Here is an 18,511-nt window from a genome sequence, read left to right on the forward strand (position 1 = left end):
GCCCTGGCGGCGAATCGCAGCCCTTGCCCTGCTCCGCAGGAGTCCGTTTCCTCTCCGCCCTGAAGGGCGGAGTATCCACGGAGGAATCAGATGAAGTGGGTGGTGGTGTCCCGGCTGTTCACATTTCCTCATTCTCGGTGGTGAAGCCGTCCATGATCTTGCGGATGAACGACACGCTCTTGTTCGGGGTGAGGGCTGCTGACCTGAGCGCATCAAACGCGTGCACGTAACCAGCCATGTCCTCAGGCTCCTCAAGAATGAGGCAGTTGGCCAGTGCGTCGAGAATGATGACCTCCGGGACGTCTCGCGCGCGTACGAGAGCCCGACGAACGCGGGTGGCACCCGTGCGGCTGCCCACTCGCTGTGCGGCAGCACCTGGATGGTCATGTTCGACTGCTTGGACATCTTGATGAGATGAGCCAACTGCACCCGGTGGACGGAAGGGTTGGCCATGGGCCCAGTGAGCGCCGGCTCCCAGATAACGGCAGCGAATCGCGCCCCGTTCTCCTCGAAGATCCTGCGTACGGGATATGCGTCGCCGCCCAGGACGCGAAAGCGGAGGACCAGTGCGCCCAAGACCGTTCGGGGCGTGCCGGTGAGACAGGACTCACTCCTGCCCACTGTCCAGGAACGGCCAGGTTCCCGCAGCCTATGCCCGCCCCCGGCGCCCGGAACGTCCGCACCCCCTCAGTCGTGGCGCTGCGCCTCCACCAGCACGTCGCCCACGCCCGTACGGAAGTACAGCACCGACCGCCCGGCCCTTCGGCGGCCCGCCAGGCCGCTGTCCAGCAGGACCTTGAGGTGGCGGCCCACCGACCCCAGTCCCTGGCCCGTCAGGGCCACCAGCTGGGTGGTGCTCTTCGGGTCGGCGAGAAGGACGAGGACCGTCGCCCGCGCGGGGCCGAGCAGGCGGCCCAGGCTGTCGGGCACCCGCGCCCGCCCCGAATCGGCGAGGGTGCCCGAACACGGGTAGACGACCGCGTACCGCACGGCGTCGTCGTCCCACGAGACCCATCCGGTGCGCTGGGTGACCGGAACGAAGAACAGGCGCACACCGGCCAGTTGCTTCGGCGGGTAGTCGTGCGCGTTGATCTGGAGCCGGCTCCCGCCGAGCCACCGCATGCCCGGGCGCAGACCGCTCAGGGCGGCGGCCCAGCCCCCCTGGCTCAGCTGTCCGGTCCGGGCGACGATGTCCGCCTCGATGATCCGACGGCGGCGCGGCCAGTCCGGCAGCACGGTCCGGCGCCAGACCCAGTCCAGCACGTCGGCCGCGCGCTGCGGCAGGTCGTCGCGGTCCAGGAGCGCCGGGAGGGGGCCGCCGAGCGACACCTTCAGATCGGCTCGGGCGCGCTCGGGCGAGGCCGCCAGGACGGGGGCCAGTTCCTCCCCGAAGGAGGCCGCGCCCTCACCCGTCGGCGTGGGGGTGATGAAGTCCGCGTTCCAGCTCCCGCCGAGCGCCGCCGGTACGAGCCGGGCGGCGACCGGGTCGGCGGCCTGCCGTGCGTGGTAGGCGAACAGATGGGCGTCGAGCCAGGCCCGTTCGCCGGGGTGCTCGGCCCGTCCCCTCTCCAGGGCGTTCAGGGCGGAGATGGTCTCGGCGAGCGGCGAGACGACGAACCGGCTCCCCGCGAGCGTGTCCGTGTTGATCTGCCACAGGCCCATGACGTTTCGCCTCCGCGCGAAACAGTAACCGTCGCCGTGGGCTGCCACCGAGACTCCCCGCATGCGCACCTACCGGGAACTCTTCCGAGCGCCGCAGTTCGGACCGCTCTTCGCGACCAGTGCCGTACACGTCGCCGGGTCGACGATGAGCGGGCTGGCCCTCGGCACACTCGTCTACGCCGCGACCGACTCACCGCTGCTCGCCGCCCTGTCCATGTTCGGCTCCTCGCTCGCCCAGGTGATCGGCGCGACCGTGCTGATGTCGGCGGCGGACCGGCTGCCGCCACGGGCCGCGATGACCGGCATGGCGCTCGCCTTCGGCCTCGCCACCGCCGCCCTCGCCGTCCCCGGGCTTCCGCTGCCGGCCGTCTTCGCGATCATCCTGATCGAGGGCGTGATCGCCGCGGTGGGCGGAGGCGTGCGGTACGGCCTGCTCAATGAGGTCCTGCCCAAGGACGGCTACCTGCTGGGGCGTTCCGTACTCAACATGTGCGTCGGCCTGATGCAGATCTGCGGGTTCGCGCTCGGCGGCCTTCTGGTGACGACGCTGTCCGCGCGCGGCACGCTGCTGGTGGCCGCCGCCCTGTATCTGACGGGTGCGGCCGTCGCCCGGTTCGGGCTGGTGCGCCGTCCGCCGCGCGCCTCCGGACGGCCGTCGGCCGCCGAGACCTGGCGGACCAACGCTGTCCTGTGGTCCTCCGGCCCGCGCCGCCGCGTCTACCTCGCGCTCTGGGTGCCGAACGGGCTGATCGTCGGCTGCGAGTCGCTGTTCGTCCCGTACGCCCCCGAGCACGCGGGGCTCCTCTTCGCCTTCGCCGCGCTGGGGATGCTCGTCGGGGACACCGTGGCGGGCCGGTTCGTCGCGCAGCACTGGCGGGGGCGGCTGGCCATGCCGATGCTGCTGCTCCTGGCCGCTCCGTATCTGCTCTTCGCCACGCGTCCGGCGCTGCCCCTGGCGTTCGCTCTGGCCGCGCTCGCGTCGGTCGGGTTCTCGGCGAGTCTGCTGTTCCAGGAGCGGCTGATGGCCCTGACCCCGAACGAGATCACCGGTCAGGCGCTCGGACTGCACTCCTCCGGCATGCTCACCATGCAGGGTGTCGCGGCCGCGCTCGCGGGCGCCGTCGCCCAGCGGACCTCACCGGCGACGGCCATGGCCGTGATGGCGGCGGCTTCCCTCGCGGTCACCCTGGCCCTGGCGTCGGCCGGGCGCCGGACCCCCGAGCCGGCCGAAGGGGTCCCGGCCGGCAGCGGTTCGGCGTGACGTGAGTGTGAACTCCAGCAGGGGCAGTTCGCGACCGGGGACGGACCCGGACGGGGTCACTCCGATCCGTACCGCGCCCATCGCGAGGTAGAACGGTTCGGCGTTCGGGTCGGCGTCGATGGTGAGGCGCAGGAAGTCGAGGCGGCGGGCCTTCGTCATGGTGTGCTCGAAGAGGAGTCGGCCGATGCCCCGGCCCAGGGCGTCCGGTTCGACGAACATCATGCCGAGGGCGCCGACGGGCGGGACTCCGTCCAGGGTGGTGAAGCCGAAGACCCGGCCTTCCTCCTCGGCGACCGCGGTCCGGCGGCGTTCGATGTCGGCCTGCCGCATCGTGAGTTCGTCGCGGCAGGAGGCGAGGAACGCCTCGTCGTATCCCCAGTGGCCCTTCGACCGCAGGGCGAGTCCGGTCAGTTCCCCAGCCTCGGCGGGGCGTGCTTCTCGTACGCGCATGGGGCTCACCATCTCCCTTCGGGGCTCGGTTGTCAGGCCCTTCCGGCATGCTCCGCCAGATGAACACCGGGGCACATCAGTCGAAGACCGGCCCCTGCGTCCGGGTCCGCTCGCCCTGGCTTTCCGGTGGGCCGTCAGGAGAGCGAGTCGATCCAGCGTTCCAGCCGGCGGCCTTCGGCGGCCATCAGCTCAGGATCGCGGAAGGTATTGGTGAGCAGCGAGATCCCTTGATAGGCGGCGATCAGCGCGACCGCGAGTTCACGGGAGTCACTGCGGCCCATTGCCTGGAACTGCTGCTCGACCCAGTCGAGCAGGACCTGAATGACCTTGGCGACCGACTGGTCGAGGCCGTCGGCCCGCTTGTCGAGTTCCGAGGCCATGGTTCCGGTCGGACAGCCGTATTGAGCCGTGAGCTCGCGCTGGTCGACCCACCCGTTCAGGAGTGCCTTCAACCTGTCCTGAGGCGCGGGAAGCCCGTCGAGCACGCCGATCATCGCCCGGAGGCTCTGCGCATGCGCGTCGATCGCCGCCTCGACGAGCTGATCCTTGGTCTTGAAGTAGTAGTAGACGTTGCCCAAAGGAACGTCGGCCGCCCGCGCGATGTCGGCGATCGTGGTCTGCTCGAGTCCTTGCTCGTGCAGTACCTGGGCCGCGGCGGCCGCCAGCCTCTCCCGCTTGCCCGGCGGCTGCCGGACACCTTTTGAGTGAGTCACCTGACTAACTATAGACGTGCCGCGGGCGACCGGCTATGGTCGAAGTAAGTCAGTCAACTAACTCATTCGAGGTGTCTCATGATTGTTGTGACGGGTGCGACCGGGAATGTCGGACGGGAACTCGTGCGGATCCTCGCCTCGGCCGGTGAGCAGGTGACAGCCGTCTCGCGGCGGCCTGCGACGCACATGCCCGACGGCGTACGGCACCAGCAGGCCGACCTCGCCGAACCGGAGAGCCTGCGCACCGCTCTCGACGGTGCCAACGCACTGTTCCTGCTCGTCGCCGGCGAGGACCCGCAGCGCATCCTCGATCTCGCCGAGGCCGGCGGAGTCCGGCGCGTCGTCCTGCTCTCCTCGCAGGGCGCCGGCACACGACCGGAGACCTACCGCCATCCGGCAGCGTTCGAGGACGCCATCCGCCGGTCGGGCCTCGAATGGACGATCCTGCGGTCCGGCGGTCTGAACTCCAACACCTATGCGTGGGCCGAGCCGATCCGTGCGCGGCGCACGGTCGCCGCACCGTTCGGCGACGTCGCGCTGCCGACCGTCGACCCGGCGGATGTCGCCGAGGTCGCGGCCGCGATTCTGCGCGAGGGCGGCCATGCGGGCAGCACCTACGACGTGACCGGGCCCGCCCCGGTCACCCCGCGGGAACGAGCCGAGGCGATCGGCGACGCGCTGGGCACTCCGGTGCGGTTCGTCGAGCAGACCCGCCAGGAAGCCCGCGCTCAGATGCTGCAGTTCATGCCGGAACCGGTCGTGGAAGGCACGCTCGGAATCCTCGGCGAGCCGTTGCCTGCCGAGCAGAAGGTGAGCTCCGACGTCGAGCACGTCCTCGGCCGTGCGCCCCGCACCTTCGCCGACTGGGCCGCGCGCACCGCCGAGTCCTTCCGGTGATGCCGTTGCCCGGCTCGATGGAGGCATTTCTCGCCGAGCCGCACCTCGCCGCTTGACCACCATCCGGCCCGACGGCTCGCCGCGCGTGGCGCCCGTCCGCTTCACCTGGGACGGCTGGGGCTTCGACTTCGACGACGCGGGGCGGGTGGCCCGACGCGCCGCGCCCCAGCGCGTCCGGTTCGGCGAACATCATGCCGAGCACGCCGTCGGGCGGCGCCCCCTCCAGGGTGGTGAAGCCCGGGAGGTGACCGTTCTCCTCGGCGACCGCGGTCCGGCGGCGCGCCAAGTCCGCGGGGTGCATGGTGAGTTCGTCCGGCAGGCGGCCAGGAGTCGTCGTGTCCCCAGTGGCCCTTCGACCGCGGGGCCGGAGAGGTCAGCCGCTCGCCCTCGGCCGGACGCACTTCTCGTACGCGGGCTGCGGGCCCCGGTGGTCCGTGACCGGCGGGGCCCGCTCTCGTTGTGCCGGGCGCGTCGCCCCGCGTGCGGGGATGATCCGATCGGACCCTGTGTCCACGCCCGGTCGATGTGCTGCGCCCGCTCGTGCGGGGCTACTCGAAGCTGGGCCCGGCGGTCCGGGTCCGCTTGATCTCGTAGAAGCCGGGGATCGACGCCACCAGCAGCGTGCCGTCCCACAGCTTCGCCGCGTCCTCGCCCTTCGGGGCGGGGGTGACGACCGGGCCGAAGAAGGCGATCTGCTCGCCGTCGGAGCCGGGCACGGCGATGACCGGTGTACCGACGTCCTGGCCGACCTTGTCGATGCCCTCCTTGTGGGAGGCGCGCAGTTCGGCGTCGTACATGTCCGAGTCGGCGTACTCGGCGAGCTCGGCCGGCAGGCCGATGTCTTCGAGCGCTCCCACGATCGCCTCGCGCGTGGGGCCCTCGCCCTGGTTGTGGAAGCGGGTGCCGAGCGCGGTGTACAGCGGGCCGACGATGTCGTCGCCGTGCTTCTGCTGGGCGGCGATGACGACGCGGACCGGGCCCCACGCCTTCGTCTCCAGCAGGTCGCGGTACTCCTCCGGCAGTTCGTCGAGCTTGTCCTCGTTGAGGACGGCAAGGCTCATCACGTGCCAGCGGACCTCTACGTCGCGGACCTTCTCCACCTCCAGCATCCAGCGGGAGGTCATCCAGGCCCAGGGGCAGAGCGGGTCGAACCAGAAATCGGCGGGGGTCTTCCCATGCACCGCGCTGTTCTCAGACATGTCTCTCCTCAAGAGGCAATCGCATCTGTGCGCGAGAACACCACCGACCGTCCCCGTCATTCCCGGCGACCGGGGCCGGAACGCGCGTGGGAGGATCAAAGCATTCGAACGTGACACAAAGGAGTGCACCTGTGCCCGGTCAGAACCTGTCCCGCGACGAGGCCCACGAGCGGGCCGAACTGCTGACCGTCGACGGATACGACGTCGTGCTCGACGTGCGTTCCGCGATCGACGAACCCGGCGGCGACGCCGGGGACGGCGGCGGGGAGCAGCCGGCCGGTCCGCGGACCTTCCGCTCGGTGACGACGATCCGGTTCCGCTCCGCGCGGGAGGGGGCGTCGACCTTCGCCGACCTGCTGGCGCCGAGCGTGACGTCGGTGACCCTGAACGGGCGGGCGCTCGACCCCGCGGTCGTCTTCGACGGGACGCGGGTGACGCTGAACGAACTGCCGGAGGGCGAGAACATCCTGGTGGTCGACGCGCAGTGCGCGTACAGCCGGACCGGAGAGGGGATGCACCGGTTCGTCGACCCGGAGGACGGCGAGGTCTACCTCTACACGCAGTACGAGCCGGCCGACGCGCGGCGGGTCTTCGCGAACTTCGAGCAGCCCGACCTGAAGGCACCCTTCCGCTTCGAGGTGACGGCGCCCGAGGCCTGGACGGTCTGGAGCAACGGGGCGGAGGAGTCCAGGGACGGCGGGGTCTGGCGGTTCGCCGAGACGAAGCCGATCTCCACGTACATCACGGCGGTCGTCGCCGGCCCGTACCACTATGTGACGGACTCCTACAGCCGTACGTTCGACGACGGCACGACGCTGGACATCCCGCTCGGCGCCCTCTGCCGCAAGGGGCTCGCCCGGCACTTCGACGCGGACGACATCTTCCTCGTCACCAAGCAGGGCCTGGACTTCTTCCACGACAACTTCGACTACCCGTACCCGTTCGGCAAGTACGACCAGGCGTTCGTGCCCGAGTACAACCTCGGCGCGATGGAGAACCCGGGCTGCGTCACGTTCCGCGAGGAGTACATCTTCCGCGGCAAGGTGACACAGGCGTCGTACGAGAGCCGCGCCAACGTCATCCTGCACGAGATGGCGCACATGTGGTTCGGCGACCTCGTCACCATGCAGTGGTGGGACGACCTGTGGCTGAAGGAGTCGTTCGCCGACTTCATGGGCGCGTTCTCCATGGTGGAGTCGACACGCTTCGAGAACGGCTGGATCACCTTCGCCAACAACCGCAAGTCGTGGGCGTACCGGGCCGACCAGCTGCCGTCCACGCACCCGATCACGGCCGACATCCGTGACCTGGAGGACGCCAAGCTGAACTTCGACGGCATCACGTACGCCAAGGGCGCCTCGGTGCTGAAGCAGCTGGTGGCGTACGCGGGGCGGGACGCGTTCCTGGAGGGCGCCCGGCGCTACTTCAAGAAGCACGCGTACGGGAACACGCAGCTGGGCGACCTGCTGTCGGTACTGGCCGAGACGTCCGGGCGGGACATGGTCACCTGGTCGCGGTCGTGGCTGCAGACGGCGGGCGTGAACTCGCTGACGCCGGTGGTGACGTACGACGCGGCGGACCGGGTGACGGAGCTGGCGGTGCTCCAGGAGGCGGTCGACTCCCACCCGGAGCTGCGGCCGCACCGGGTCGCGGTCGGTCTGTACCGGCGCAGGACCAACGGCGCCCTGGTGCGGTACGCGCGCGCCGAGGTGGACGTGGCGGGGGCGCGCACGGTGGTCGAGGCGCTGGCCGGGGCCGAGCGGCCCGAGCTGATCCTCGTCAACGACGACGACCTCACGTACTGCAAGGTCCGCTTCGACGAGGCCTCCCTCGACACGCTGCGCGCGCGCCTCGGTGACATCACCGACCCGCTGGCGCGGGCGCTGTGCTGGTCCGCGCTGTGGAACCTGACGCGGGACGGACTGATGCCGGCCCGCGACTTCATCTCGCTCGTGCTGGACTTCTCCGGCCAGGAGTCCGACATCGGCGTTCTGCAGATGCTGCACACCTGGACCCGGACCGCGCTCGTCCACTATGCCGCCCCCGGGTGGCGCGAGGAGGGCGGCCGGGCGCTGGCCGAAGGGGCGCTGCGGGAGCTGCGGATCGCCGCGCCGGGGAGCGAGCACCAGCTGGCGTGGGCGCGGTTCTTCGCGGCGGTCGCCGACTCGGACTCGGACTTCCAGCTGCTGTCCTCGCTGCTGGGGGCGTCCGCGCGGATCGACGGACTGGAGGTCGACCAGGAGCTGCGGTGGGCGTTCCTGTCCTCGCTGGCCGCGCATGGGGTCGCCGACGAGTCGGTGATCAATGCGGAACTGGCCCGGGACGACACGGCGTCCGGCAAGCGGCACCAGGTGCGGTGCCTGGCCTCCAGGCCGTCGGCGGCGGTCAAGGCGCAGGCGTGGGCGGCGGTGGTGGAGTCGGACGCGCTGTCCAACGCGCTGGTGGAGGCGACGATCACGGGGTTCGAGCAGCCGTCGCAGCGGGAGTTGCTGGCGCCGTACGCGGCTCGGTACTTCGAGGCGATCGAACGGGTGTGGGCCGAGCGGTCGATCCAGATCGGAATGGCTGTGGTGAAGGGGCTGTTCCCGGCGCTGCAGGACGACGAGCCGACGCTGGCGGCCACGGACGCGTGGCTGGAGGCGCATGCGGACGCGGCGCCCGCGTTGCGGCGGCTGGTGCTGGAGGCTCGGGACGATCTGGCCCGGGCGTTGCGGGCGCAGGCGTGTGACGCGGGGGCCGGCGGCCGGTTCTGAGCGCGCGCCGCGCCGGACGGGGGCGGGGACGGGGACGTCAGGAGCGGGATCGGGCCTTTTCGGTTGTCGAACTCCCGTACATCAGGGCGGACTTGTCCTGAATCGTCGACGGGCTTGTAACAGGGGTTAGCCGCACGACCGCGTGCGGCATACCCCGGAACATGACCCAGAACAACCCGCTCTCCTCCCGTCCCTTCCGCCTCCTCGCCCACGCCCGGCAACGCGTGCTGTCCGCCGAGGAGTTGAAGGCTCACGGCGTATCCCCCGCCCGCGCCGCCGCGCGGTGCCGGGACGGTGGCCCGTGGCAGCAGTCGCTGCCCGGTGTGTATGTGCTGCACCCGGGGCCGCCCACCGGCGAGGAGCGGCTGCGGTCCGCCCTGCTGTACGCCGGACGGCGACGCGGCGCGACGGAGGCGGGGTACGGCGAAGGCATGGTCACCGGTCTCGCCGCGCTCGCCCTGTACGGGTTCTCCGTCGCGCCGCCGCTGGGCTCGCTCGACCGGATCGACGTTCTGGTGCCCCGCTCCCGGCGACTGCGGTCCGCCCGGTACGCGCACGTGGTGCGGACGGCCGAGCTGCCCAGCCCGGTCCAGCTCGCCGGGCTGCCGGTGGCCCCCGTGGCGCGGGCGCTCGCAGACGCGGTCGCCGGGCTCCGGGACGTCTCCGCCGCACGCCGGCTGCTCACCGAGGCGGTCCGCGGCGGGTATTGCGAGCCCGCCGCGGTGGTGCGGGAGTTGAGCCGCGCCAAGCTCCTGGGCCGACTTCATGTCGTGCACGCCGTGGACTCGTTGCTCGCCGAGGGCCGGGCGTCGGCAGAGTGCCGGCTGTACGAGATGGTGCGGACGTACGACCTGCCGGAGCCGTTGTGGAATGTGGACCTCCGGCTGCCGGGCGGGCCGCATCTGGGCGGGGTGGACGCCTACTGGCCGAACGAGGCGGTCGCCGTCGAGCTCGACACCGGGGCTCCCCGGCACAGCGCGCTCGACGACGACCGGCGTCAGGCCGAGCGTGCCGCCGAGGGCACGGAGGGGTCCGCGTACGCCGCCGAGCGGGAACATCTGGAGCGGCTCGGCGTCACCGTCGTCCGTCTCGCGCCGAAGAAGCTCCGCGAGGCACAGGCGCAGCAGGCGACCGTGGTGCGTACCGCGCTGATGGCGGCCGCCGACCGTGACCCCGCAGCGTATGTGGTCATCCTGCCCCGGTGACAAGGAAGTTATCGCCCGTTACATCCCTCATGACGCATCAGCCCCATTGGCGGAAGTACGCCACGGCGGCAACTTGCCTACGCCAACCCTCCACAAACCCCTGCCATTTGCGAAAGGCTGAGCGGTCATCCGGTACCGAATTCCGGACTTTCTCTTTCACATACAGGGATGCTGATGACCTCCGAATCCCCCAGCTCCATATCCGGGGCGAGACGCGTGGCCCGAGTCGCGGCCGCTGCCGGTCTGGTGGCCGCGCTGGCCGCCTCCGGTGCCGCCCCGGTCTTCGCCGCCGACGACCCGGCCACCGCCCCCGTGAAGGCAGCCGCCGACAGCGACAAGCTCGGTGCGGCCGATGCCGATGTTCTGACCGAGGCGCAGGCCAAGGGCGAGAAGAACATCACCATGATGGTCGCCACCGCGCCCGGTGCGACCGAGCAGGTCACCGAGCAGCTGGACGCCGTCAAGGGGTCCGTGCTGGGCCGTACGTACGACAAGCTCGGCTACGTCCGCGTGACCGTACCGACCGAGACCGCCGAGGCGACCATCAAGGCGGCCTCGAAGCTGACGTCCGTCCTCGGCATCGATCTCAAGCAGGAGATCATGCTCGACGATCCGACGCCCTCGGGCGACCGGGCCGCCGGGGCGACGCCGGCGTCCACGGGCACCTACCCGGCACCCAGCAGCAGGACGCCGGCGAAGAACCCGTACAACCCGTCCTTCGAGACGGGCGCGGTCGACTTCGTGGAGCAGCACCCGAAGGCCGACGGCCGCGGCGTGACCATCGGCATCCTGGACTCGGGTGTCGACCTCGGCCACCCGGCGCTCCAGAGGACCAGCACCGGCGAGCGCAAGATCGTCGACTGGGTGACGGCCACCGACCCGGTCAGCGAGGGCGACCGCACCTGGCTGCGGATGACGGACTCCGTGTCCGGCCCGACGTTCACCCACGGGGGCCGTACGTACTCGGCGCCCGAGGGCTCGTACAAGATCAAGGTGTTCGAAGAGTCCGCCACCCGCGGCGGCGACATGGCGGGTGACCTCAACCGTGACGGTGACACCACCGACACCTGGGCCGTGCTCTACGACCCGGTCGCCGGCACCACCCGCGTCGACCTGAACAACGACGCGGACTTCAGAGACGACGCCGTCATGAAGCCGTACAAGGACGGCCACCAGGTCGGCTACTTCGGCACCGACGATCCGGCGACCGAGGTCGTCGAGCGCATCCCGTTCGTCGTCGAGACCCGCAAGGACGTCGTGTACAACGCGGCCGGCGACAAGGCCGACTACGTCAACATCGGTGTCATCGAGAGCGAGCACGGCACCCACGTCGCCGGCATCACCGCCGCCAACGGGCTGTTCGGCGGCAAGATGAACGGCGCCGCGCCCGGCGCGAAGATCGTCTCCTCGCGCGCCTGCACCTGGACCGGCGGCTGCACCAACATCGCGCTCACCGAGGGCATGACCGACCTCGTCGTGAACCGCGGTGTCGATGTCGTCAACATGTCGATCGGTGGTCTGCCGCCGCTCAACGACGGCAACAACGCCCGCGCGAGGATCTACAAGCGGCTCATCGACATGTACGGCGTCCAACTGGTCATCTCGGCCGGGAACAACGGACCGGGTGTCAACACCATCGGTGACCCCGGCCTCGCCGATCACGTCATCTCCGTCGGCGCGTCCGTCTCCAAGGAGACGTGGGCCGCCAACTACGGCTCGGACGTCACCAAGAAGTACGACATGATGCCGTTCTCCTCGCGCGGTCCGCGTGAGGACGGCGGCTTCACGCCGACCCTGACGGCCCCGGGTGCCGCGATCAACAGCACCCAGACCTGGCTGCCCGGCGGCCCGGTCAGGGAGGCGGGCTACTCGCTCCCGGCCGGATACTCCATGCTGCAGGGCACCTCGATGGCCTCGCCGCAGGCCGCCGGTGCCACCGCGCTGCTGCTGTCGGCCGCGAAGCAGAAGCACATCGAACTGCCCCCGGCCAACCTGCGCACCGCGCTGACCAGCACCGCCGCCCACATCAAGGGTGTGCCCGCGCACGCCCAGGGTGCCGGTCTGATCGACATCGTCGACGCCTGGAAGCTGATCGAGAAGCAGGGCGCCCCGGCGCACGATTACTCCGTGAAGGCCCCGGTCGACACGGCGATCGACTTCGCGCTGAAGACCCCCGGCTTCGGTACCGGCCTGTACGACCGCGAGGGCGGCCTGAAGGCCGGCCAGACGAAGTCGTACGACGTCACGGTCACCCGCACCACGGGCCCGGACAAGGCCGTCGCGCACGAGCTGTCCTGGAAGAACAACGACGGCACCTTCGCACTCACCGGCAGCAGCACCGTCTCCCTGCCGCTGGGCGAGCCGGTGACCGTCAAGGTCCGGGCGAAGCCGGGCAGCGCGGGCGTGCACAGCGCGATCCTGCAGGTCGATGACACGAAGACCGCCGGTGTGGACCAGCAGATCCTCGCCACGGTCGTCGTCGCCGAGGACCTGGTGAAGCCGGGTTACGCGTTCACGGCGTCCGGCTCGGTGCAGCGCAACGGCACCACGTCGTACTTCGTGAACGTACCGGAGGGCGCCAAGACCCTTGAGGTCGCGATGAGCGCCCTGCGCTCGGGCAGCCAGACGCGGTTCATCTCCATCCACCCGTACGGGGTGCAGATGGAGAACAGCGGAACGCCGTTCTGCTACCCGAACTACGACAACCCGGCCAACACCTGCCGCCCCGACGTGCGCTCGTACGCCGACCCGCAGGCCGGTGTCTGGGAGATCGAGGTCGAGGCACGGCGCACGTCGCCGCTGCTGGACAACCCGTTCACGCTCGATGTCTCCCTGCTCGGTGCGTCCTTCGACCCGGCCGTGCAGACGCTGCCCGAGGCGAAGATCGGCACGCCGACCGCGGTGAACTGGACCGTCACCAACGGTGCGGGCGACCTGGCGGGCAAGCTCAAGGGCGGCTCGCTGGGCTCGGCCAAGGTCGCCACCCCGTCGATCAAGACGAAGGACCAGCAGATCACCACCGTCACCATCGGTGAGGGCGTCGAGAAGCTGGACGTCGCCATCGGCGGCACCTCGGACGCCAACGCCGACCTGGACCTGTACGTCCTCGACAAGGCCGGCAACCAGGTCGGCTCCTCCACGAGCGCGGGCTCGGAAGAGGCGGTCAGCCTGGTGAAGCCCGCCGCGGGTACGTACACGATTCGCGTCGACGGCTACTCGGTCCCGGCCGGGACCACCACGTACACCTACCGCGACGTGTACTACACACCGTCGCTCGGCGCGCTCAAGGTCGACGAGTCGAAGGCCGTGAACCTGGCCAACGGCGCCTCGGCACAGGTCGGCGCCGAGGTGGTGGTCGCCGGTGCGGCTCCCGAGGGACGTCAGTTCTTCGGCGAGGTCCAGCTGGTGAACAGCCGCGGCACCGCGGCAGGCACCGGCAGCGTCGTGATCGAGAAGGTCACGCCGTAGCGGTTGCTGTGAAGTGATACCGAGAGGGGGCGGGCGCCCGCAGGGGCGCCCGCCCTTTCCCGTTCCCGCGACAGGAGCGCGCGGACCCGGTCCCCCTGTGCCGGGCCCAGGGGATCCGCCCCCGCTCCCGCGGCTCTCCTTCTCAGCAAGGGCTGCCTCCCCTGGAGCGTGTTTCCCCTCTGACGCCGGGGCGCCGCGAAACGTTCGATTCCCGCCCGCTGTCCGTCTGCCGGACAATGGATTGGACAAGGAAGCCGTGGCCGTACGCATCATGGAACGGCAACCGCGCCCGTTCGTACGTTTGAAGGAGTCCCTGTGAAGGTCGGAATCGTCGGCGCCACCGGTCAGGTCGGCACAGTCATGCGCAGGATCCTGGCCGAGCGGAAGTTCCCGACCGACGAGCTGCGGCTCTTCGCCTCCGCACGCTCCGCGGGCTCCACGATCGAGTGGGAAGGCCAGGAGATCACCGTCGAGGACGCCTCCACCGCGGACTACACGGGGCTGGACATCGTGCTGTTCTCGGCCGGTGGCGCGACCTCCAAGGCGCTCGCCGAGAAGGTCGCCTCCCAGGGCGCCGTCGTGATCGACAACTCCTCCGCATGGCGCAAGGACCCCGAGGTCCCGCTCGTCGTCTCCGAGGTCAACGCGCACGCGATCAAGAACCGCCCCAAGGGCATCATCGCGAACCCGAACTGCACCACGATGGCCGCCATGCCCGTGCTGCGCCCGCTGCACGACGAGGCCGGTCTCGACGCGCTCGTCGTCGCCAGCTACCAGGCGGTCTCCGGCTCCGGCGTGGCCGGGGTCGCCGAGCTGCACGGGCAGGCGTCCAAGGTGATCGCCGACGCCGACAAGCTCACCCATGACGGCGGAGCCGTCGCGTTCCCCGAGCCGGCCGTCTACAAGCGGCCGATCGCCTTCAACGTACTGCCGCTGGCCGGATCGATCGTCGACGACGGCTCGTTCGAGACCGACGAGGAGCAGAAGCTCCGCAACGAGTCCCGCAAGATCCTGGAGATCCCGGAGCTGAAGGTGTCCGGCACCTGCGTCCGGGTCCCGGTCTTCTCCGGCCACTCCCTCCAGATCAACGCCCGCTTCGCCCGACCGATCAGCGTCGAGCGCGCCTACGAGCTGCTGAAGGACGCCGAGGGCGTCGAGCTCTCGGAGATCCCGACCCCGCTCCAGGCGGCCGGCCAGGACGTGTCGTACGTGGGCCGCATCCGCGCCGACGAGACCGTGGAGAACGGTCTGGCGCTCTTCGTCTCCGGCGACAACCTGCGCAAGGGCGCGGCGCTGAACGCGGTGCAGATCGCGGAGCTCGTCGCGGCGGAGCTGAACGGCTGACGCCTCGCACGGAAGAAGGTATCGGCGGACGCCCGGTCGGGTGCCCGCCGATACCGTTTCCGCCCCCTTCTCCTGTCAGCTCTGCGGCCTGCGGACCTCGAAGAGGAAGCAGCCGTACTCGACAGCCCTGACGTGCACCAGCGCCACCTCCGGGTCGGCGAACGCCTCCATGAACGCCTCGTCGAAGCCCCGCGACGGGTCGGCGGGGATCTCCAGCAGACGGCCGCCGGCGATGTGGCCGTCCGCGTTGTAGCGGCGGACCGTGCGCAGCGCGCCGACCCGGGCGAACGGATAGCCGTCCCCGTCCGCCGCCGGGCCCTCGCACTCCTCGGCGTGGATGTAGACGGGGCCCTGCTCGTCGTACGCCCCCGGCCTGGCCCAGGTCGCGGCCGCCCAGCGGCGCAGCGGCGCGTACGAGACGAGGGCGATCCGCTCCCCCGGCTCGACGCCCCGCAGACAGCAGCGCAGCGGGCTGCCGCCTTCCCGCTCGATGTACGGGACGCAGGGACGGCCCGCGTCATCGGTGTCGCGGAGCTCCTTGAGTACGGCAGATTCGATGGGACGTGCCTCGTATCCGGTCATGGTTCGAGCGTCGCGCGTGGCGCCGGCGGGGTCCGGCGGAAAACGGACATAGCGTTGCGTGCATTCCGCGTGGAAGGATGACCGGGAAACATCACATATCAAGGAGATGACCGGGTGCCTGGCACGAATCTGACCCGCGAAGAGGCACAGGAGCGGGCGCGCCTGCTGACCGTGGACGCGTACGAGATCGATCTCGACCTCTCCGGCGCACAGGAGGGCGGCACCTACCGGTCCGTCACCACCGTGCGCTTCGACTCCGCCGAAGCCGGCGCGGAGACCTTCATCGACCTGGTCGCCCCGGCCGTGCACGAGGTCGAGCTGAACGGCAAGGCCCTCGATGTCGCCGCCGTCTTCCGCGACTCGCGGATCGCGCTGCCGCATCTGCGCGCGGGCTCCAACGAGCTGCGTGTCGTCGCGGACTGCGCCTACACCAACACCGGCGAGGGCCTCCACCGGTTCGTCGACCCGGTCGACCAGCAGGCGTACCTGTACACACAGTTCGAGGTGCCGGACGCCCGCCGGGTGTTCGCGAGCTTCGAGCAGCCCGACCTGAAGGCGACCTTCCAGTTCACCGTGAAGGCGCCGACGGACTGGAAGGTCATCTCGAACTCCCCCACCCCGGAGCCCAAGGACGACGTCTGGGTCTTCGAGCCGACGCCACGCATCTCGACGTACATCACGGCCCTGATCGTCGGCCCGTACCACGCGGTGCACAGCAGTTACGAGAAGGACGGCCAGTCCGTTCCGCTCGGCATCTACTGCCGTCCCTCGCTCGCCGAGTTCCTCGACGCCGACGCGATCTTCGACGTCACGCGGCAGGGCTTCGACTGGTTCCAGGAGAAGTTCGACTACGACTACCCGTTCGCCAAGTACGACCAGCTGTTCGTCCCGGAGTTCAACGCGGGCGCGATGGAGAACGCGGGCGCGGTCACCATCCGCGACCAGTACGTGTTCCGCTCGAAGGTGACGGACGCCGCGTACGAGCGGCGCGCGGAGACCATCCTGCACGAGCTGGCGCACATGTGGTTCGGCGACCTCGTCACCATGGAGTGGTGGAACGACCTGTGGCTGAACGAGTCGTTCGCCACGTACACCTCGGTCGCCTGCCAGGCGTACGCGGAGGGTTCGAAGTGGCCGAACTCCTGGACCACGTTCGCGAACTCCGAGAAGACCTGGGCCTACCGCCAGGACCAGCTGCCGTCCACGCACCCGATCATGGCGGACATCCGTGACCTGGACGACGTGCTGGTCAACTTCGACGGGATCACGTACGCCAAGGGCGCCTCGGTCCTGAAGCAGCTGGTGGCGTACGTCGGCATGGACGAGTTCTTCAAGGGCGTCCAGGCGTACTTCAAGGCGCACGCGTTCGGCAACACCCGCCTGTCCGACCTGCTGGGCGCGCTGGAGGAGACCTCCGGCCGCGACCTGAAGACCTGGTCGAAGGCGTGGCTGGAGACGGCGGGCATCAACATCCTGCGCCCGGAGGTCACCACCGACGAGAACGGTCACGTCACGTCGTTCACCGTCCTTCAGGAGGCCCCGGCGCTGCCCGCCGGCGCCAAGGGCGAGCCGACGCTGCGCCCGCACCGGATCGCGATCGGCTGCTACGACCTCGACGGGGCCGGAAAGCTGGTCCGTACGAACCGGATCGAGCTGGACGTCGACGGCGAGCGCACCACCGTCCCGTTCCCGGCGAACACCGCCCGTCCGGCGGTCATCCTCCTCAACGACGACGACCTGTCGTACGCGAAGGTCCGTCTCGACGAGGAGTCCCTGCGGGTCGTCACCGAGCACCTCGGTGACTTCACCGAGTCGCTGCCGCGCGCCCTGTGCTGGGCCTCCGCCTGGGACATGACCCGTGACGGAGAACTGGCCACGCGCGACTACCTTTCGCTCGTCCTGTCCGGCATCGGCAAGGAGTCGGACATCGGCGTCGTCCAGTCGCTGCACCGCCAGGTGAAGCTGGCCCTGGACCTGTACGCGGCGCCGGAGTCCCGCGAGGCGGCACTGGCGCACTGGACGGAGGCGACGCTCGCCCACCTCCGCTCCGCGGAGCCCGGCAGCGACCACCAGCTCGCCTGGGCCCACGCACTCGCGGCAACGGCCCGCAACCCGCAGCAGCTCGACCTGCTCCAGGCGCTGCTCAACGGCACGGAGACGATCGAGGGCCTCGCCGTCGACACCGAGCTGCGCTGGGCGTTCGTCGAGCGACTTGCCGCTGTCGGCCTGCTGGACGAGGACGAGATCGCAGCCGAGTACGAGCGCGACAAGACGGCCGCCGGCGAACGCCACGCAGCGACCGCCCGCGCGGGACGCCCCACGGCCGAGGCGAAGGCGGAGGCATGGGCCTCGGTCGTCGAGTCGGACAAGCTCCCGAACGCCGTCCAGGAGGCGGTCATCGGCGGATTCGTCCAGACCGACCAGCGCGAGCTGCTGGCCCCGTACACCGAGAAGTTCTTCGCAGCGGTGAAGGACGTCTGGGACTCGCGCAGCCATGAGATGGCCCAGCAGATCGCCGTCGGCCTCTACCCGTCCCTCCAGGTCTCGCAGGAGACCCTGGACGCGACGGACGCCTGGCTGGACTCGGCAAAGCCGAGCGCGGCCCTGCACCGGCTGGTCTCCGAGTCGCGGGCAGGCGTGGAGCGCGCGCTGAAGGCCCAGGCGGCGGACGCGGCGGCTACCGCGTAGCAGTAACAGCTGAGCAGTGGGGGCGCTTCCTTCGGGGAGCGCCCCCTTTGCGTACCTGTTCTACGCCCCAGGAGACATTCGGCCGGGTCAATACACCTGGCCGGCGCCGGGCGCCTTTCGCGTGCGTCACACGCGAGTGGTGTGCTGGTCCAGGATGGCCCGCAGCCGGTCGAGGTCCCCGGCCTCATGCGCCCCCCGCTTGGGCAGGACACCGAGGCACATGATGTTGGGATCCCGGCTGAGCAGGACGAAGTGGCCGGCCGTCTCCCGATAGCCCTGGAAGACGGAC

Annotated in this window: 12 protein-coding genes and 2 pseudogenes; 7 read left to right on the plus strand and 7 right to left on the minus strand. The window is 70.2% G+C overall.

What is annotated here, in order from left to right; translation table 11 throughout:
* Positions 1-118: 118 nt before the first annotated feature.
* The 3 genes and pseudogenes from AB0I23_RS39215 to AB0I23_RS39225 all read right to left on the minus strand — a co-directional run bounded on the left by AB0I23_RS39215 (position 119) and on the right by AB0I23_RS39225 (position 1,662).
* A complete protein-coding gene (locus AB0I23_RS39215; protein ID WP_359117618.1) occupies positions 119-358 on the minus strand; it encodes a Scr1 family TA system antitoxin-like transcriptional regulator in 240 nt (79 codons plus the stop codon).
* Positions 359-366: 8 nt separating this feature from the next.
* Positions 367-621, minus strand: a pseudogene (locus AB0I23_RS39220) (Scr1 family TA system antitoxin-like transcriptional regulator); the annotation flags it as partial.
* 66 nt (positions 622-687) lie between these two features.
* Positions 688-1,662, minus strand: a complete 975-nt coding sequence (locus AB0I23_RS39225; RefSeq protein WP_359117621.1) for an ArsR/SmtB family transcription factor — start codon at positions 1,660-1,662, stop codon at positions 688-690.
* A 61-nt stretch (positions 1,663-1,723) separates the two neighbouring features.
* On the opposite strand from AB0I23_RS39225, the gene AB0I23_RS39230 reads away from it, so the two are divergent.
* Entirely contained in the window at positions 1,724-2,923 is a 1,200-nt protein-coding gene (locus AB0I23_RS39230; RefSeq protein WP_359117624.1) for an MFS transporter, read from the plus strand.
* Here the strand turns inward: AB0I23_RS39230 and AB0I23_RS39235 are convergent.
* Both AB0I23_RS39235 and AB0I23_RS39240 read right to left on the minus strand, forming a co-directional pair.
* Positions 2,924-3,373 (minus strand): annotated as a pseudogene (locus AB0I23_RS39235) (GNAT family N-acetyltransferase); the annotation flags it as partial.
* A gap of 134 nt (positions 3,374-3,507) precedes the next feature.
* Positions 3,508-4,086: a TetR/AcrR family transcriptional regulator gene (locus AB0I23_RS39240; RefSeq protein ID WP_359117627.1), complete on the minus strand. Its 579-nt coding sequence runs from the start codon at positions 4,084-4,086 to the stop codon at positions 3,508-3,510.
* 78 nt (positions 4,087-4,164) lie between these two features.
* Here AB0I23_RS39240 and AB0I23_RS39245 point away from each other — a divergent pair, with 78 nt between their 5' ends.
* On the plus strand, positions 4,165-4,983 hold the full coding sequence (locus tag AB0I23_RS39245; protein ID WP_359117629.1) for an SDR family oxidoreductase: 819 nt from the start codon (positions 4,165-4,167) through the stop codon (positions 4,981-4,983).
* Positions 4,984-5,531: 548 nt separating this feature from the next.
* Here the strand turns inward: AB0I23_RS39245 and AB0I23_RS39250 are convergent.
* The gene (locus AB0I23_RS39250; protein ID WP_359117632.1) at positions 5,532-6,182 is read right to left on the minus strand and encodes a mycothiol-dependent nitroreductase Rv2466c family protein; all 651 of its coding nucleotides are present in this window, start codon (positions 6,180-6,182) and stop codon (positions 5,532-5,534) included.
* Positions 6,183-6,313: 131 nt separating this feature from the next.
* Here AB0I23_RS39250 and pepN (AB0I23_RS39255) point away from each other — a divergent pair, with 131 nt between their 5' ends.
* From pepN (AB0I23_RS39255) to AB0I23_RS39270, 4 genes are all read left to right on the plus strand, one after another.
* The gene (gene pepN / locus AB0I23_RS39255) at positions 6,314-8,935 is read left to right on the plus strand and encodes an aminopeptidase N (protein WP_359117635.1); all 2,622 of its coding nucleotides are present in this window, start codon (positions 6,314-6,316) and stop codon (positions 8,933-8,935) included.
* Between the two features lie 161 nt (positions 8,936-9,096).
* Positions 9,097-10,140, plus strand: coding sequence for a hypothetical protein (locus AB0I23_RS39260; RefSeq protein ID WP_359117637.1), 1,044 nt, complete (start codon positions 9,097-9,099; stop codon positions 10,138-10,140).
* Between the two features lie 168 nt (positions 10,141-10,308).
* Entirely contained in the window at positions 10,309-13,608 is a 3,300-nt protein-coding gene (locus AB0I23_RS39265; RefSeq protein WP_359117639.1) for a S8 family serine peptidase, read from the plus strand.
* A 315-nt stretch (positions 13,609-13,923) separates the two neighbouring features.
* Positions 13,924-14,952: an aspartate-semialdehyde dehydrogenase gene (locus AB0I23_RS39270; protein ID WP_359117642.1), complete on the plus strand. Its 1,029-nt coding sequence runs from the start codon at positions 13,924-13,926 to the stop codon at positions 14,950-14,952.
* 75 nt (positions 14,953-15,027) lie between these two features.
* Here AB0I23_RS39270 and AB0I23_RS39275 read toward each other — a convergent pair whose 3' ends face one another.
* Entirely contained in the window at positions 15,028-15,534 is a 507-nt protein-coding gene (locus AB0I23_RS39275) for a DUF1203 domain-containing protein (RefSeq protein WP_359117645.1), read from the minus strand.
* Positions 15,535-15,648: 114 nt separating this feature from the next.
* Between AB0I23_RS39275 and pepN (AB0I23_RS39280) the strand changes: the two genes are divergently transcribed.
* Entirely contained in the window at positions 15,649-18,222 is a 2,574-nt protein-coding gene (pepN, locus tag AB0I23_RS39280) for an aminopeptidase N (protein ID WP_359117648.1), read from the plus strand.
* The last annotated feature ends 289 nt before the right edge of the window (positions 18,223-18,511 follow it).

Origin of the sequence: Streptomyces atratus, assembly GCF_040655115.1 — a bacterium.
Taxonomy (GTDB): domain Bacteria; phylum Actinomycetota; class Actinomycetes; order Streptomycetales; family Streptomycetaceae; genus Streptomyces; species Streptomyces atratus_D.

What these genes read in the sequence shown, in the direction of transcription:
- AB0I23_RS39225 (WP_359117621.1), bottom strand. Translation starts at nt 1,662, where the DNA reads ATGGGCCTGTGGCAGATCAACACGGACACGCTCGCGGGGAGCCGGTTC.
- AB0I23_RS39230 (WP_359117624.1), top strand. Translation starts at nt 1,724, where the DNA reads ATGCGCACCTACCGGGAACTCTTCCGAGCGCCGCAGTTCGGACCGCTC.
- AB0I23_RS39245 (WP_359117629.1), top strand. Translation starts at nt 4,165, where the DNA reads ATGATTGTTGTGACGGGTGCGACCGGGAATGTCGGACGGGAACTCGTG.
- AB0I23_RS39250 (WP_359117632.1), bottom strand. Translation starts at nt 6,182, where the DNA reads ATGTCTGAGAACAGCGCGGTGCATGGGAAGACCCCCGCCGATTTCTGG.
- AB0I23_RS39260 (WP_359117637.1), top strand. Translation starts at nt 9,097, where the DNA reads ATGACCCAGAACAACCCGCTCTCCTCCCGTCCCTTCCGCCTCCTCGCC.
- AB0I23_RS39265 (WP_359117639.1), top strand. Translation starts at nt 10,309, where the DNA reads ATGCTGATGACCTCCGAATCCCCCAGCTCCATATCCGGGGCGAGACGC.
- AB0I23_RS39275 (WP_359117645.1), bottom strand. Translation starts at nt 15,534, where the DNA reads ATGACCGGATACGAGGCACGTCCCATCGAATCTGCCGTACTCAAGGAG.